The following is a 17,259-nucleotide window of genomic DNA, read 5'->3' on the forward strand; positions in this document are numbered from 1 at the left end:
CTATTTACAAATGTAAAATTAGATGATATTATAAATGGGCACTGATGTGATGGAGACATACTCAAGAGGCTGAAGAGGCGCCCCTGCTAAGGGTGTAGGTCGGGAAACTGGCGCGAGGGTTCAAATCCCTCTGTCTCCGCCATTTTATTTGGTCTGGTAGTTCAGTTGGTTAGAATGCCGCCCTGTCACGGCGGAGGTCGCGGGTTCGAGTCCCGTCCAGACCGCCAAATAAAAAATAAACTGCTTATACAGCAGTTTTTATTTTATATATTTATCATTGTATGCTTTCATAATAGCGATGATTGTTTTAGAATCATGGATTTCATTATTCATGATTTTTTTATAGGCTTCATCTATTGGCATAGAGATAACGTCTATAAATTCATCTTCATCTCCTTCAAGGGGATTTTCAACTTTAAATAGACCTTTTGCTTCATATAAATGAATAACTTCATCACAATATCCTGTTGTTGGATATATTTCATTAATAAGTTCCATGGATTTACAACTATAACCAGTTTCTTCTTCCAATTCTCTTTTACCGGCAGGTCCAGCTTCTTCACCTAATTCTAATTTACCAGCAGGAATTTCTAAAGTATCTTTATTGTAGGCATATCTAAATTGTTTGACGAGCAAGATACAATCATCGACGACTGCTAAAATACCTACACCGCCATGATGTCTTACTATTTCTCTTGTTGCGAGCCTTTTGTTAGGACATTCTACCTGATCTTTATAGACTTTGATGATTTTTCCATCGTAGATTATTTCACTTTTAACTTTTTTTTCCATCTTTTTTACCTCGTTTATATTTTATAATTCTATTATACGTTATTTTGAAATGAATAAAATAAAAAAAGTATGCGGGGGTGCATACTTTTTTTCATCTATTATTTACGTAAGGATGATAATAGGGGGTATGTTAGAGTGAATGCGTTTCACTTAACAAATATATTATAACATGTTTATTTTAAATGTAAAGGGTTTCATAAAAATAAAAGCTAACTTTAGCTTAGTCTATGTTATAATGACGTTGGTGATAGAAATGAAAAAAATAGTAATTAAAGAAAACGATGCAAATCAAAGAATCGATAAATATTTAAAAAAATTATTATGTAATGCACCTAGTAATTTTATATATAAGATGTTTAGAAAAAAAGATATTAAAATTAATGGTAAAAAAGTAAATGAAAAATATATTCTACAAAAAGATGATATTTTAGAAATGTTCCTTTATGATGATAAATTTAATGAATTTACAAAAGAAAAAGATATTTATGATTTAAAAAGAGAATTTAAAGTATTATATGAAGATCAAAATATTTTAATTGTTGATAAACCAGTAGGTTTATTAGTTCATGGGGATGCTAAAGAAAATGTAAATACGCTTTCTCATCAAGTTTTAAGTTATTTAAAAGAAAAAGGTGAATTGGATGTAGGCAGAGAGAGTACGTTTACTCCAGGACCAGTCCATCGTTTAGATCGTAATACAAGTGGGATCGTTATTTTTGGAAAGACTTTAGCTGCTTTACAGGATTTAAATGAAATGATGAAAAAACGACATCATATTGAAAAATCATATATGACGATTTGTAAAGGAAAGCTTACTAAACAACAAGAACTCGTAGGATATGTTAAAAAGATAGATAATGAAGATCGTGTACGTTTTGTTAAAAAAGATGATAAAGATGCTCTAATGATGAAAACAATTGTAAAGCCAATAAGAACTACAAATGATTTTTCTTTAGTTGAAGTTAAAATTATTACAGGAAGAATGCATCAAATAAGAATACATTTATCAAGTATTGATCATCCGGTTATAGGTGATCGTAAATATGGTGATTTTGCTTTAAATAAACAAATGAAACAACAATTTGGATTAAATAATCAACTTTTACATGCCTATAAAATTAATTTTGTTGATCCGTTTGGTTCACTTAGTTATCTAAAAGGAAAAATAATTATTTGTCCTAAGCCAACACAATTTAAAAAAATTGAAAAAAGTTTATTTGAAAGCGTTCTCTAAATACATATTTTATTGTATAATTTAGTTATAGTTTTAGGAGGAAATAGAATGAAATATTATATCGGTATCGATTTAGGTGGAACAAATGTAAGAACACTATTAGTAGATGAAAATGGTGAATCTTATAGTGAAGTTAAAGGACCTACTGAATGTGAAAATGGTCCGGATTATGTATGTGATAAGATAATAAAACAAATCGAAGCATTAGATACATCTGTATGTGGTGGTTTGCAAGGTGTTGAAGGTATTGGAATTGGTGCTCCAGGGCCAGTAGATACAGAACTTGGTATCATGATTATGGCAAGTAACTTACCAGGATTTGAAAACTATCCAATTTGTCATAAATTAAAAGAAAAATTTGGATTACCAACTTTTATTGATAATGATGCCAATGTTGCAGGTTTAGCGGAAGCTGTATTAGGTGCAGGAAAAGATTATAAAACAAATTATTTTATTACTTGTTCAACTGGTGTTGGTGGAGCATTTGTTGTTGATAAAAAATTAGTATCTGGTGGTAGAGGTCACGCTGGTGAAATTGGAAACATGATTCTTGTACCAGGTGGTTATAAACAAGGTGCTTTAAATCCAGGAGCTGTTGAAGGAGAAATTTCTGGTACTGCTCTTACAAGAAAAGGTAAAGAAGCTAAAGGCGATTTAGTAAAACATGCAGGTGATGTTTTCAAATTAGCCGCTGAAGGAGATGAAGCTTGTCAAAAAATTGCTGAAGAATTTATTGATGGTTTCTCTACATTACTTGCTAATGTTGCTCATACTGTAGATCCACATTGTTTTGTATTAGGTGGAGGAGTTTTCAAATCTAAAGCTTATTTCTGGGATGAACTTGAAAAAAGATTTAATAGTAAAATTCATGTAGGTATGAGAAATCATATTCCTCTATTATTTAAAGAAATTGATGATTGTGGTGCAATCGGTGCTGCCATGTTACCAATGTCTCAATTAGATTAATAAGAAATAGCCCCTTTAAGGGGCTATTATTGTGTCTTATTGTTTTACTTTAATTTTGTTTTTGATATAATACACGAGAAGGAGGACGATTATGAAAAAAAGAGTCGTTTTAGGATTAAGTGGAGGTGTTGACTCTGCTGTAGCAGCTTATTTACTTAAACAACAAGGATATGAAGTTATTGGCGTATTTATGCGAAACTGGGATAGCCAATTAAATAATGATATTTTAGGTAATCCCACAAATGATAACGATATTTGTCCTCAAGAACAAGATTATAATGATGCTAAAGCAGTAGCTAAACATCTTGGAATAGAAATTAGAAGAGTCGATTTTATTAAAGAATATTGGGATAAAGTTTTTACGTATTTTATTGATGAATATGCTAAAGGAAGAACACCAAATCCTGATATTTTATGTAACAAACATATTAAATTCAAAGCGTTTTTAGAATACGCTGAAGAACTTAATGCAGATTTTATCGCAACAGGACATTATGCGCGTGTTGAACATCATGAAGGTAAAGATTCAGTGATGTTAAAAGGAATTGATCAAAATAAAGATCAAACATACTTTTTATGTCAACTTAATCAAAAACAATTACAAGCTTCTTTATTTCCTTTAGGAAATATTACAAAACAAGAAGTTAGAAAAATTGCTAAAGAATTAGATTTACCGGTAGCTCATAAAAAAGATAGTACAGGAATTTGTTTTATTGGAGAAAGAGACTTTAAACAATTCTTACAAAATTATATTCCAGCAAAACCTGGAAAGATGGTTGATATTCAAACTGGTAAAGTGATTGGTGATCATATTGGAATTATGTACTATACGATTGGTCAAAGAAAAGGTTTAGGTATTGGTGGTTCAGGTGATGCTTGGTTTGTTGTTGGGAAAAACTATGATCAAAATATTTTATATATTTGTCAAGGTGACCAAAATGATTGGTTAATGTCTACAGGTGCTTTAATTACAGATGTTAACTGGATACCAAGTATTAAACCTCAAGAAGCTATTAAATGTAATACAAAGTTTAGATATCGTCAAAAAGATAATCCGGTAACTCTTACTTTTATTGATGAAAATACTGTAAAATTAGAATTTGATCAACCTGTTAAATCTGTAACTCCAGGACAAGCAGCTGTTTTCTATGATGGAGATGTTTGTTTAGGTGGAGGAACGATTGAAAAAGTCTATAAAGACGGAAAAGAGATTGAATATCTATAATGTTAAAATATACAGGATATATTAGAAAGATTCGCTATTATAGCGAATCTTCTCATTATATAGTTGCATTATTAGAAGTAGAGGAAGATCAGGAACTTTTGACAATGAATGGTTATATGTCAAATTTTAATGATTATGATAAATATGCTTTTTATGGTGATTTTGAAATTCATCCTAAATATGGTCAACAATTTAAGTTGGATCATTATGAAATAGTTTTAAGTACAGATGAAGAAGAAATTATTAAATATTTATCAAGTCCCTTATTTAAGGGAATTGGTCCTACACAAGCAAAATACATTGTTGATGCATTAGGAGAAAATGCACTTTCTTTAATCAAAGAAGATAAACATCATTTAGATTTAGTTAAAGGAATGACAGTGGCTAAAAGAGAACTTATTTATGAAGTATTGACTTCTAATGATTATGATCAAGAAGTCACACAATTCTTTATGGGACATGGTATTTCTTTAAGGCATATTGGTATTATTCAAGAAACTTATAAAGAAAAAACATTAGAAATCTTACAAAATCATCCATATCAATTAGTAGAAGACATTGATGGTATTGGTTTTAAAACAGCAGATGAACTTGCTTTAAAAACAGGAGGAACTTTAAATAATCCGGATCGTTTAAAAGCAGGAGTTATTTATAGTATTAAACAAAGTTGTTTTTCATCAGGAAGTACATATGTACTTTATGATGAAATAAAAAAAGCTTTTCATAAAATTATTTATCATATTGATGATGAGGTTTTTGATGAATATCTCAATACTTTAGTAGAAGAAGGAAGAGTCATCAAAGAAGGAGAATATTATTATGATGAAGAGCTTTATGAAAGTGAAGAAATCATTGCAAATTTTTTACACAAAATAAATGATTATCCAGAAGAATTTTATGATGAAAATGAATTAGAAAGACTGCTTGATAACTATCAGGATAAATTTGGTATTGTCTATTCAACAAAACAAAAAGAAGCAATCGAATACTTTTTAAAATATCCAATGATGATTTTAACCGGAGGACCAGGAACGGGGAAAACAACGGTTGTTAAAGCACTGATTCAAATCTATCGAACACTTTATCCAGAAGATGTAATTTCTCTGGTAGCACCTACAGGAAGAGCAGCGAAAAGATTAAGTGAATTAACAGGTTTGGATGCTTGTACGATTCATCGAGAACTTAAATGGGATTTACATAAAAATTCATTTGCGATGAATCGAAATAATCCTTTAAGTAGTCAAGTTTTAATTATTGATGAGTTTTCGATGGTTGATAGCTTACTTTTATCTAAATTGTTTGATGCAAGCAGACGTGTTCATAAAGTGTTGTTTATTGGTGATTATCATCAACTTCCTTCAGTAGCACCAGGAAATGTTTTAAAAGATTTTATTGAAAGTCAATTAAAAGTTATTGAATTGGATGAGATTTATCGTCAATCAAAAGATTCAGGAATTGTGCAATTGGCACATCAATTAATTCATCAAGAAGTGAATGATTTATCGTTGTTTGAACAATATAAAGATATTCATTTTTATAATAGTACCAATTTTGAAATTATTAAAAATGTGACAACAATTGTAAAAAAAGCAATAAAAAATGGCTATGATCAAAATGATATACAAGTTTTAGCACCAATTTATCAAGGCGTTGCAGGAATCAATGCTTTAAATTTGGCTTTACAGGAAATTTTTAATCCTAAGAATCATCAAGAAGAATATCGTATTGGACAGAAAGTTTATCGAGAAGGAGATAAAATCTTACAATTAAAAAATAGACCAGATGATGATATTTATAATGGAGATATTGGTGTTTTAGTTGAAATTAATCGTAAAGATGGTTTTGAATATTTAGAAGATACGCTTATTGTTGATTATGATGGTAATTTAGTCGAATATACATCAAAAGATTTTATGACTTTTACATTGGCTTATTGTATGTCAATTCATAAAGCTCAAGGAAATGAGTTTAAAATTGTTATTATGCCTGTTTTAAATGATTATTATATTATGCTTAAAAGAAATTTGATTTATACAGGTCTAACAAGAGCTAAACAAGCTTTATTTATTTTAGGTAATCCACAAGCTTTTCTTTATGGTATAAAAAATATTTCTGATAGTAAAAGAAAAACAACATTAGTAAATAAAATCAATCAAAATAAAAATGTTGAAACATATGAAGAATCTTCATATAATCAAGAACTTAAACAAAATATTACAGATTTTTTAAATGATGATGAAACTGTATAATTTTGTAAAATAAAGACATACTCAAATAGAGGTGATAAAATGAAACGCAATAATATTATTATGGCATTAACTCTTACATCATTAGCACTTCTATTTAGTGAAACTGAATGTGGTTGCCATGTTATGGAAACAATTAAAGAAAAAATGTAAGATATTGAAATACTTTTGTATTTCGTGTATAATGCAAATAAATCGTTGAAAAAGATCAGTACTATATAGAATATTTTAGAGAGAACATGGTGGGTGAAAATGTTTATAGGATATATAGGAAAGCTACTTTGGAGAGTAATTAATGATTACCGTAGAACTGCGTTAAAGTTTAATTAAGGGCATGTATTTTTACATGAACTAGGATGGTACCGCGATAAAGTCGTTCCTAGATAAGGACGACTTTTTATATTGTCAAAAAAGGAGAAAAGAAATGAAACAATTAACCGGAAATCAAGTTAGACAAATGTTCTTGGATTATTTCAAATCTAAAGGACATATGATCGAACCAGGTGCATCACTTATTCCTCATAACGATCCAACTTTATTATGGATCAATGCAGGGGTTGCTGCACTAAAAAAATATTTTGATGGTAGTGAAAAACCAGCATGTAATCGTATTGCAAATGCACAAAAATCAATTCGTACAAACGATATTGAAAATGTTGGTAAAACAGCAAGACATCATACTTTCTTTGAAATGTTAGGAAACTTCTCAATTGGAGATTATTTCAAAGAAGAAGCGATTCCATTTGCTTGGGAATTTTTAACAAGTCCAGAATGGATTGGTTTTGATAAAGAAAAATTATATGTTACTGTTTATACAGATGATGAAGATGCTTATCGTATTTGGACAGAAGTATGTCATGTAGATCCAAGTCATATTTTAAAAACATATGAAAACTTCTGGGAAATTGGAGAAGGTCCAGGTGGTCCTGACTCAGAAATTTTCTATGACCGTGGAGAAAAATATGATCCTGAAGGTTTAGGAGAAAAATTATTCTTCGAAGAAATGGAAAATGATCGTTATATTGAAGTATGGAACGTTGTTTTCTCTCAATATGATTGTAATCCAGCGATTGATCGTAAAGAATATAAAGAACTTCCACAAAAAAATATTGATACTGGTATGGGACTTGAAAGATTAGTAAGTATTATTCAAGGTGGAGAAACAAACTTTGATACTGATTTATTCTTACCAATCATTCATGCTACTGAAAAATTAGCCAATGTTTCTTATGAAGAAAATAAAATGGCTTATCGTGTTATTGCTGACCATATTCGTACTGTAACTTTTGCTTTAGCTGATGGAGCAATGTTTGACAATGCTGGTAGAGGGTATGTTTTAAGACGTATTTTAAGACGTGCTGTTCGTTATGGTAAACAAATTGGTATTGAAAAAGCATTTATGTATGATTTAGTACCATTAGTTTGTGATATGATGAAAGATTTCTATGATTATTTACCAGAAAAACAAGATTTTATTTCAACAATGGTTAAAAAGGAAGAAGAAGCTTTCCATAAAACATTATTAAATGGTGAAAAATTATTAAAATCATTAATTGATAAAAATGAAAATGGAGAAATCAGTGGAAAAGATGCTTTCAAACTTTATGATACATATGGTTTCCCATTTGAATTAACATTAGAAATTGCTGAAGAATCAAATTTAACAGTTAATGAAGAAGAATTTAAAGAAGAATTAAAAATTCAACAAGAAAGATCTCGTGCATCACGTGATAACAATGAATCAATGGCAAGTCAAAAACCTGATTTAATGGCTTTTGTTGAACCTTCTACATTTGTTTATGATCTTACATCAGTCCAAGGAAAAGTTATTGGATTATTCAAAGATGGTGTTAAAACAGATGAAATCACTGATAAAGGAGAAGTTATCTTTGATACAACTCCATTCTACGCAGAAATGGGTGGACAATGTGGTGATACTGGATCATTAAATAATGAGACAACACATGCAAATGTTGTTAATACTTTAAATGCGCCAAATAAACAACATATGCATTTTGTTGAAGTAAAAGAAGGAGCTATTCATTTAGGTGATACTTTTACATTATCAATTGATCAACAAAAACGTCGTCAAATTACAGCAAACCATAGTGCAACACATATTTTACAAAAAGCTTTACAAGAAACTTTAGGTGATCATATCAGCCAAGCAGGTTCTTATGTTGATGATAAAGTTTTAAGATTTGACTTTACTCATTTTGAAAAAATTTCTGCTGAATTATTAAAAGAAATTGAAGAAAAAGTTAATCAAATTGTTTTTGAAGGACGTCCTGTTGTTATTAAAAATATGACAAAAGAAGAAGCTTTAGCATCAGGGGCAATGGCTTTATTTGATGAAAAATACGGAGATGTTGTTCGTGTTGTCAACATTGGAGATTACTCTATTGAATTATGTGGTGGTTGCCATGTTTCAAACAGTTCTGAAATTGGTTTATTTAAAATCGTGAGTGAAGAATCTGTAGGTAGTGGAATTAGACGTATTGTGGCACAAAGCGGTTTAGCTGCTTATAATGCAATGGTTCATGAAAAAGAAACAGTAGATACAATTGCTTCAACATTAAATCTTAAAAATAGAAAAGATGTTATAAACAAAGTAGAAGCATTAAAAGAAGACTTAAAAGAAGCAAAAGCAGAAATTGAACAATTATCAGCTAAATTAAATGCAATTCAAGCTGCATCAAAAGCAAATGATATTGAAGAGATCAATGGAGTTAAAGTTCTTTATGTTGAAGAACAATTAGAAAATGCCAAAGCAAAACAATTAACATTTGATTTTAGAGATCAATTAGAAAGTGGAATCGTTGTTTTAGTTTCAAAATATGAAGAAAAATGTTCATACTTTGTTTCTGTGTCAAAAGATTTAGTTGGTCAATATAAAGCAGGAAATATCATTAAAGCAATCAATGAAGTTGTTGACGGTCGTGGTGGTGGAAAACCTGACTTTGCTCAAGGTGGATGTGCTATCAATGATAATATTTCTAAAATCAAAGGTGCTTTAAAAAATATTTTGTAATTTAATACAGTATAAGGTATAATATATATTATAGAAAAGAGGGTGAGTTAGATGGAAGATTTAACAAAAACAAGAGTATTTAGTTCAGAAGATATGCGTAGAGAAATGATACGCAGTAATCTTAAAACAGTTATCAATGCTTTAAATGAAAGAGGATACAATGCTGTACATCAAATCGCGGGTTATCTCATATCTAATGATCCTGCATACATCTCTTCTCATAAAAATGCAAGAAATATTATTCAACAAGTTGAAAGAGATGAAATTATTGAAGAATTAGTAAAATCTTATTTGGAGAAAGAATAATGAAAAAAGTATTAGGTCTTGATTTAGGGTCTAGAACTTGTGGTATTGCCATGTCAGACATTCTAGGAATGATTGCTCATGGTGTTGAAACGTTTCGTTTTAAACCTGATGATTATTTAACATGTGCAAAACATGTTAAAGAAATTGTTGAAGAAAATGAGATTGAAACGATTGTTTTAGGTTTACCAAAACATATGAATGGTGATATTGGTGAAAGAGGACAAATTTCAATTGAATTTAAAAAACAATTAGAAGAAATGATTGAAGGAATCAATGTGATCTTAGTTGACGAGAGATTAACAACGGTAGTTGCTGAAAATCAACTTCTTTTTGCGGATGTATCAAGAAAGAAAAGAAAACAGGTAATTGATAAAATGGCGGCAGTTGCTATTTTACAAGGTTACTTAGATAGAGGATAAGTTATGGATGAAAATACAATTGTTGTAACTGATGAATTAGGAAACGAAGTAGAGTATGAAATTTTATTTACATTTGAAAATGAAGAAAATGGACATCAATATGTTGTTTACTTCGATCCTGAAAAAGATGAACCAGAAGCACAAGCAGCAATCTTTGATGATGAAGGTGGACTATTTCCAATTGAAACTCCTGAAGAATGGGAATTAGTTGAAGAAGTTTTCCAATCATTTGTTTCAGAAGAAGATGAAGATGAAACTGAATATTGTGAAGGAGAAGATGAAGATTGTAATTCATAAAAGCTAATGAAAATTAGCTTTTTCCTTTTTTAGACATGAACAGTTCATGGAAGGAAATTAGAATAATCAATGAGGTGAAAGAAATGGCATTTAATTTATTTGGAGGAAAAAGAAGAATTACGAAAGGTTTTTTTGCTAATTCTTTAGGAAATAAACAAACAAGAGGAATCTATACATTTCAAATCGATGTGGAAAATGGAGAGTTGATATTTAAAAAATATTTTGTAACACCAACGGATCCAGTTTATGCATTCAATTATGGACGTTTTTCATGTATTACTTATAGAAATAGAACGGGTTCTGTAGATGATGGAGGAATTTGTTCTTATGCAGCAACTGCTGAAACATTAGCACTTGCTTCACGTGTGACAGATAAAGGAAAGACATATGTGCATGCTTGTGCAAATGGTGATGTAGAAACTGCTGATAAAGTATTTTGTGTCGATTATTTTAATAGTGAAATTTCGGTAATTTCTATTGTTAAGAAAAAACTTGTAAAATGTATTTCTCATTTTAAGTTGAATGGAAGTGGAAAAGATCCTGTTAAACAAGCACAACCCTATCCTACATATGTGGGCTTTTTACCAGATGAAGATAAACTTTATGTTGTTTGTTTAGGATTAGATCAAGTATGTTTCTTTGATGTTGGTGAAGATGGAACATTAACATTAGATAATGTACATACATTACAATTAGAACCAGGTTGTGGTCCTAAAAAAATGATTTTTAATCAAAAAGGTGATCGTGCTTATGTAATGAATGAATTAAACAGCACAATTTGTATTTATAAATATGATCATTTAAACTTTGAATTAATTCAAACAATCGATAGTTATCCAAAAGATGATGATCCTGAACTTGTAAGTTCTTTAAGTGATATTAAGTTTAATAGTGATGATAGTCATTTATATGCAATTAATAAAGGACATGATTCTCTTGTGTTGTTCGAAGTCAATGAAGATGGAACTCTTACATATATTGACTTTGAAGATACTTCTTATGATCCAGTAGATATGCTTGTTTATAATGAGGAAGGAAATGAATGGATCGTTGTGGCTTGTCAAAAAGGTGGAATTGTTGAATCTTATCGTTTTGGTAAGGAAAAAGGTGGACAAGTTTATGAAACTGAATATAGCTGTATGGTAAATGAACCTGTTTGCTTAACATCATTTATTAATAATTTCTAAGGCAATTTATTTGCCTTTTTTCTTTGGTTGAATATCGACAAAAAATAACATATAATGATACAAGGTGAGGACTCAACATGGAAAAAAAGAAATTGAATATTAAAGTTAAAATAGCAGTAGGCATTATTATTTTTATTGTTGCTTTGTTTATTGGAAGTTTTGTATATTATAAGCAAGGAATCAAGGCTACATCTTCTAAAAATAAGGAAGTGATCGTCACTATTCCTAAAGGTAGTAGTGGAAATGATATTATTAAAATATTAGATAAAAATAAACTTATAAAAAGTTCTACATGTGCCAAAATATATTTAAAAATGAATCAACATGATTTTAAAAGTAATGTTTATATTTTAAATAAAAAAATGGATTTAAAAACAATTTTTAAAGCAATTGAAGGAAAAGATAAAAAATATATTTCTAATACTAAAATAACAGTTTTAGATGGACAAACAATTCCTGAATACGCTTCTATTATTTCTAAACAAACAGGAATAGAATATAATGAGATCATTCAAAAATGGACAGATCAAACATATCTTCAAAAGTTAATTAAAAAATATTGGTTTTTAACAGATGATATTTTAAGTGATGGTATTTATTATCCATTGGAAGGATATTTAGCACCAGAAACTTATTTTCTAACACAAGAAGATACGATTGAAAGTATTACAAAAATGATGTTAGATCAAACACAAAAACATCTAGAAAAATATAAAACACAAATATTAGATTTTAAAGTGAACTCACAACCATTAACAGTTCACCAATTTATGACATTATCATCTATTGTTCAAAGAGAATCACCAGTCAATGACGAAGATAGGCAACTTGTTTGTGGTGTTTTAATTAATCGTTTAAATAAACAAATGCCATTACAATGTGATGTCACTGTTAATTATGGAAATCAAGAAGTTAAAATTGATGTTAAACATACTGATTTAAATAAAGATACAAAATATAATACATATAAATATAATGGTTTACCTGTTGGTCCTATTAGTTCTATTTCAACAGGAATTATAAAAAATGTTTTAAATTATAAGGAAAGTGAGTATTATTATTTCTTTGCGACACAAGATGGAAAAGTTTTATATGCGAAAACATATCAAGAACATCAAGTAAATGTAAATAGTAATAAGTGGTATTAAAATGAAGTATTTTGATGAAATAGAAAAAAGTGCAAGAAAAAGAAATATTCCAGTCATGGAAAAAGAGGGTTTGGAATTTTTAATACAAACATTCAATGAACATCAATGTCATCGCTGTCTTGAAATTGGCAGTGCTATTGGTTATTCAGCAATGATGATGGTTTCAAATATAGATGATTTTGTTGTTGAAACAATTGAGTTAGATGATGCACGTTATCTTGAAGCTATTCAAAACATTAAAGAACAACAATTAGAAGATCAAATAGAAATCCACCATGATGATGCATTAACATTTGATATCAATGATTTAAAATATCAAGAATTTGATTGTTTATTTATTGATGCAGCGAAAGCACAATATCAAAAATTCTTTGAAAAATACATGCCTTTAGTTCAAAAAAATGGAATTTGCATTGTTGATAATCTAGATTTTCATGGGATGATTTTTGATATTGATCATATTAAAAATAGAAATACAAAACAACTTGTTAAAAAAATTAAAAGATTTAAAGATTGGATTTTCAATCATGAAGAATATCAAGTCACTTATTATGGCATAGGTGATGGAATTTGTGTAATAAAAAGGAAGTGAAATAAGTGTCATTAATAATTAATATAAATAGTTTATCATACCTTTATGATTATTTGGATTTAGGTGTCCATGATTTTATTGTAGGAACAAATCAATTTTCATGCCGACAAGCTTTAACAGTTGATTATATAGAATTAAAAGAAATAAAGGAAAAATATCCAATGATTCGTTTATTTGTTTTAGTTAATGCGTTAGTTGAACAAAAATATTTAGATGATTTAAAGAATCATTTAGATAAATTAAATGAATGTCAAATAGATGGGATTATTTTTCAAGATTTTGGAGTTTTACAAATTTGTAATGAAAAAGGATATTCATTTGAAAAAATCTATGATCCAGAAACATTAAATACAAATCATCTCACATTATCTGTTTTAAAAGAACAAGGAATAGATGGCGCTTTTCTAGCAAGAGAAATCCCGCTAAAAGAAAAACAAATGATTGGACAAAATTGTAAATTAAAAACAATGGTTCAAGTACATGGGGTTGAATATATGGCTTATTCAAAAAGAAAGTTATTGTCTAATTATAAAGAGTATACACATCTTGATTTTAATGTAGATAAAGAGGCACAAATTGAAATCAAAGCCAATGGTGTAGAGGACCATTGTCATATTTATGAAGATCAATATGGAACCCACATTACTTCAACTAATCAAATGTGTGCACTAGATGTTCTTAATCAATTCAATGATTTTGATTATTTATATATTGATGGTCAATATATAAATGAAACAGATTTATTAGAAATTACACATCTTTATATACAAGCTATAGAAGCAATTAAAAATCAAACATACAATAAAGAATCAATAGAGTTGATGCAATTACTTTATCGTTTAACACCAAATGTTCATTATTATCATAGTTTTTTATTTGATTCAACTGTTTATAAAATTTCTGATGTAAGAAAGAGAGAAGAAAATGAGAGAAGTTAGTCAAGTTATTAATGGAAAAAGAGTCATTGTTAAAAAGCCTGAATTATTAGCGCCAGCAGGAAACTTAGAAAAACTAAAAGTGGCTATCCTCTATGGTGCAGATGCAGTGTTTATTGGGGGTAAAGAGTTTTCTTTGCGTTCAAGTGCTTCTAATTTTTCTTTAGATGATATTAAAGAAGCTGTTGAATTTGCGCATGCACATCATGCGACAATTCATGTAACATGTAATATTATTTTACATGAAGATAATTTAGAAGGGTTAGAAGATTATCTTTTAAAGCTAGATGAAATTGGGGTTGATGCCATTATTGTAGCGGATCCTTATATCATGTCACTGGCAAAAAAATTAAACTTAAAATTAGAAGTTCATGTTTCTACACAACTTTCAACCATGAATACCAGTGCGATTCATTTCTATGAAAATTTAGGAGTTGATCGTGTTGTTTTTGCTAGAGAAGTGGATTATCAAGATTTAAAAGAAGTTAGGGAAAAAGTGGATATTGATTTAGAATATTTTATTCATGGAGCTATGTGTATCCATTATTCAGGAAGATGTATGTTATCTAATTATTTTTCAAGAAGAGATGCCAATCGTGGAGGATGTTCGCAATCATGCCGTTGGTATTATGATATTTTTGAAAAGGATCAACAATTGAATCATGATGAAATTGTACCGTTTAGTATGTCAAGTAAAGATATGTCACTCGTTGATGAATTGCCTAAGCTTATTGAATTAGGAGTTGATTCTTTTAAAATCGAAGGAAGAATGAAATCTCTTCATTATATTGCTACTGTTGTTTCAACTTACCGTAAATTGATTGATACTTATTGTGCTGATCCAGATCACTTTAATAAAGAAGGTTATCGTAAGGAAATTGAAAAAGCAGCGAATCGTGCTTTATGTACAGGATTCTTTAAAGATTTTCCAGACAGCCAATATCAACTTTATAATCAAAGAGATGAACATCCAACACAAGATTTCTGTGCGCGTGTATTAAGTTATGATGTAGATAAACATGAAGTTATGATTGAACAAAGAAATTATTTTAAAGTGGGGGATCAAATTGAATTTTTCTCACCACACCATGAAAATATTTTAATTCAAGTTAAAGAAATATATAATGAAGATAGAGAATCAGTTGAAGTAGCAAATCATCCAATGGAAATTCTTTATTTAAAATGTGATCAACCATTGTTTGAGTTCGATATGGGAAGGAAGGTTATTTTAGATGAAAAATAGTATTATTATTGGAATTGCTGGAGGAAGTGCTTCGGGTAAAACTTCTATTTCTAGACAAGTTTATGAATTTTTTAAAGGAAGTCATACAACATGTATCATTAAACAAGATGACTATTATAAAGATCAAAGTCATCTTTCTTTTGAAGAAAGAGTGAAAACAAACTATGATCATCCTTTTGCTTTTGATAATGATTTACTTGTAGAACAATTAAAACAATTAAAAGAAGGAAAATCAATTTCTAAACCTACATATGATTATACTCAACATACAAGAAGTGATGTTGTTGAAACAATTACACCAAGAGATGTTTATATTTTAGAAGGATTATTTGTTCTCTATGATGAAAAAATTAGAGATTTATGCGACATTCTTGTCTTTGTAGATACAGATGCTGATATACGTTTTATCCGTCGTTTAAAACGTGATATTGAAGAAAGAGGACGTTCTATTGATTCAGTATGTAATCAATATTTAGAAACAGTAAGACCAATGCATGAACAATTCGTTGAACCTTCAAAAAAATATGCACATATCATTATCCCTGAAGGGGGAAATAATACAGTAGCCATCGATCTTTTAATTACTAAGATTTCAAGTGTTATTGATGCTAAGGAGTAAAAGATGTATTGTACAAATTGTGGTCGAAAAATTAAAGATGGAGAACGTTATTGCCCTTATTGTGGAGCGAAAACATTTAATGAATATGAATTTAATCAACAAAGAGTAGATTATGCAATTTCTAGACGTAGTATTCCAATGTGTATTATTTTATCAATTGTTACGTTTGGAATTTATGGACTTTATTGGCTTTATTGTCTTGCTAGTGATGTCAATACACTTACTGGAGAAGAAGATTCTTCAGGTTTTAAAGTCTTGATTTTAAGTATTATTACTTTAGGTTTATATGAACTTTATTGGTTGTATAAAGTTGGAGAGAGATTAAGTGATTTTCAAACTTATCAAGGAGAAATGGTAGATAGTTATCGTGCTCTTGTTTATTTGATTTTAGGAATATTTGGATTAAATATTGTAGCAAGAGCACTTATTCAAAATGATTTGAATAAATATGCTTATGATTCATAAAAATAGACTAGATATTTAGATATAAATATGCTATATTATTGATTACGAGGTGACTTAAAATGGATAAAGATAAAGTATTACTTACGAAATCTGGTGTAGAAAAACTTGAAGAAGAAAGAGATAATTTAATTAATGTTGAAAGACCTAGAGTCATTGAAGAATTACAATTAGCTCGTTCTCAAGGTGACTTATCAGAAAACGCTGATTATGATGCAGCTAGAGATAAACAAGCTCAAATCGAACAAAGAATTAAAGAAATTGAATATATGCTTCAAAATGCAGAAATCATTTCTGAAGAACAAATGGATTTAAATGTTGTTAAACCTGGGACAACAGTTACAATTTTAGATTTATCTTTAGATGATCCTGAAGAAGAAAAATATACAATTGTAGGTTCTTTCGAAACTGATCCTGTTAATGGTAAGATTTCAAATGAATCACCACTTGCTAAAGCACTTATTGGTCATGGAGTTAATGAAATCGTGACTGTTGGGGTTGCTGAAGCATATGATGTAAAAATTGTAGATATTGAATTTACTGCATAAAACAACAAG

At 29.2% G+C, this 17,259-nt stretch carries 17 protein-coding genes, 2 tRNA genes and 1 other annotated feature; of the genes, 18 read left to right on the forward strand and 1 reads right to left on the reverse strand.

Features of this window, described 5'->3' with window-relative positions:
- Nucleotides 1-51: 51 nt before the first annotated feature.
- Both Fi14EGH31_RS06235 and Fi14EGH31_RS06240 read left to right on the forward strand, forming a co-directional pair.
- Nucleotides 52-142: transfer RNA gene (locus Fi14EGH31_RS06235), tRNA-Ser, on the forward strand.
- An 8-nt stretch (nt 143-150) separates the two neighbouring features.
- A tRNA-Asp gene (locus tag Fi14EGH31_RS06240) sits at nt 151-227 on the forward strand.
- Between the two features lie 31 nt (nt 228-258).
- Here Fi14EGH31_RS06240 and Fi14EGH31_RS06245 read toward each other — a convergent pair.
- Nucleotides 259-792 (reverse strand): NUDIX hydrolase, encoded by a 534-nt coding sequence (locus Fi14EGH31_RS06245; RefSeq protein WP_117347116.1) that lies wholly within the window; start codon nt 790-792, stop codon nt 259-261.
- Between the two features lie 253 nt (nt 793-1,045).
- On the opposite strand from Fi14EGH31_RS06245, the gene Fi14EGH31_RS06250 reads away from it, so the two are divergent.
- The 16 genes from Fi14EGH31_RS06250 to greA all read left to right on the forward strand — a co-directional run bounded on the left by Fi14EGH31_RS06250 (nt 1,046) and on the right by greA (nt 17,250).
- Nucleotides 1,046-2,026 (forward strand): RluA family pseudouridine synthase, encoded by a 981-nt coding sequence (locus Fi14EGH31_RS06250; protein WP_117347115.1) that lies wholly within the window; start codon nt 1,046-1,048, stop codon nt 2,024-2,026.
- A 48-nt stretch (nt 2,027-2,074) separates the two neighbouring features.
- Nucleotides 2,075-2,992 carry an ROK family protein gene (locus Fi14EGH31_RS06255; RefSeq protein WP_022001139.1) on the forward strand — a complete coding sequence of 306 codons (918 nt, stop codon included), beginning with the start codon at nt 2,075-2,077 and terminating at the stop codon, nt 2,990-2,992.
- A 91-nt stretch (nt 2,993-3,083) separates the two neighbouring features.
- On the forward strand, nt 3,084-4,217 hold the full coding sequence (gene mnmA, locus Fi14EGH31_RS06260; RefSeq protein WP_118473284.1) for a tRNA 2-thiouridine(34) synthase MnmA: 1,134 nt from the start codon (nt 3,084-3,086) through the stop codon (nt 4,215-4,217).
- Nucleotides 4,217-6,466 carry an SF1B family DNA helicase RecD2 gene (gene recD2 / locus Fi14EGH31_RS06265; protein ID WP_107029295.1) on the forward strand — a complete coding sequence of 750 codons (2,250 nt, stop codon included), beginning with the start codon at nt 4,217-4,219 and terminating at the stop codon, nt 6,464-6,466. Before mnmA ends, recD2 begins: the two co-directional genes overlap by 1 nt.
- 186 nt (nt 6,467-6,652) lie before the next feature.
- Nucleotides 6,653-6,847, forward strand: a binding site (T-box leader).
- A 40-nt stretch (nt 6,848-6,887) separates the two neighbouring features.
- Nucleotides 6,888-9,494, forward strand: a complete 2,607-nt coding sequence (gene alaS / locus Fi14EGH31_RS06270) for an alanine--tRNA ligase (protein ID WP_200765257.1) — start codon at nt 6,888-6,890, stop codon at nt 9,492-9,494.
- Nucleotides 9,495-9,545: 51 nt separating this feature from the next.
- Nucleotides 9,546-9,800 (forward strand): IreB family regulatory phosphoprotein, encoded by a 255-nt coding sequence (locus tag Fi14EGH31_RS06275; RefSeq protein WP_022001134.1) that lies wholly within the window; start codon nt 9,546-9,548, stop codon nt 9,798-9,800.
- On the forward strand, nt 9,800-10,219 hold the full coding sequence (ruvX, locus tag Fi14EGH31_RS06280; RefSeq protein WP_022001133.1) for a Holliday junction resolvase RuvX: 420 nt from the start codon (nt 9,800-9,802) through the stop codon (nt 10,217-10,219). Before Fi14EGH31_RS06275 ends, ruvX begins: the two co-directional genes overlap by 1 nt.
- Before the next feature lie 3 nt (nt 10,220-10,222).
- On the forward strand, nt 10,223-10,516 hold the full coding sequence (locus Fi14EGH31_RS06285) for a DUF1292 domain-containing protein (RefSeq protein ID WP_052011100.1): 294 nt from the start codon (nt 10,223-10,225) through the stop codon (nt 10,514-10,516).
- 83 nt (nt 10,517-10,599) lie between these two features.
- Complete coding sequence (locus Fi14EGH31_RS06290) at nt 10,600-11,703, forward strand: lactonase family protein (RefSeq protein ID WP_200765258.1); 1,104 nt, start codon at nt 10,600-10,602, stop codon at nt 11,701-11,703.
- Nucleotides 11,704-11,780: 77 nt separating this feature from the next.
- Entirely contained in the window at nt 11,781-12,851 is a 1,071-nt protein-coding gene (gene mltG, locus Fi14EGH31_RS06295; protein WP_117481450.1) for an endolytic transglycosylase MltG, read from the forward strand.
- A 1-nt stretch (nt 12,852) separates the two neighbouring features.
- Nucleotides 12,853-13,443 (forward strand): O-methyltransferase, encoded by a 591-nt coding sequence (locus Fi14EGH31_RS06300; RefSeq protein WP_117481448.1) that lies wholly within the window; start codon nt 12,853-12,855, stop codon nt 13,441-13,443.
- A 5-nt stretch (nt 13,444-13,448) separates the two neighbouring features.
- Nucleotides 13,449-14,381, forward strand: coding sequence for a peptidase U32 family protein (locus Fi14EGH31_RS06305; protein WP_022001128.1), 933 nt, complete (start codon nt 13,449-13,451; stop codon nt 14,379-14,381).
- The gene (locus Fi14EGH31_RS06310; RefSeq protein ID WP_200765259.1) at nt 14,368-15,621 is read left to right on the forward strand and encodes a peptidase U32 family protein; all 1,254 of its coding nucleotides are present in this window, start codon (nt 14,368-14,370) and stop codon (nt 15,619-15,621) included. Before Fi14EGH31_RS06305 ends, Fi14EGH31_RS06310 begins: the two co-directional genes overlap by 14 nt.
- Nucleotides 15,611-16,240, forward strand: a complete 630-nt coding sequence (udk, locus tag Fi14EGH31_RS06315) for a uridine kinase (RefSeq protein ID WP_022001126.1) — start codon at nt 15,611-15,613, stop codon at nt 16,238-16,240. Before Fi14EGH31_RS06310 ends, udk begins: the two co-directional genes overlap by 11 nt.
- 3 nt (nt 16,241-16,243) lie before the next feature.
- The gene (locus tag Fi14EGH31_RS06320) at nt 16,244-16,705 is read left to right on the forward strand and encodes a DUF4234 domain-containing protein (RefSeq protein ID WP_117575675.1); all 462 of its coding nucleotides are present in this window, start codon (nt 16,244-16,246) and stop codon (nt 16,703-16,705) included.
- A gap of 59 nt (nt 16,706-16,764) precedes the next feature.
- A complete protein-coding gene (gene greA, locus Fi14EGH31_RS06325) occupies nt 16,765-17,250 on the forward strand; it encodes a transcription elongation factor GreA (protein WP_022001124.1) in 486 nt (161 codons plus the stop codon).
- Nucleotides 17,251-17,259: the final 9 nt, after the last annotated feature.

Source organism: Faecalibacillus intestinalis, assembly GCF_015097455.1.
GTDB classification, from domain to species: Bacteria; Bacillota_I; Bacilli_A; order Erysipelotrichales; family Coprobacillaceae; genus Faecalibacillus; species Faecalibacillus intestinalis.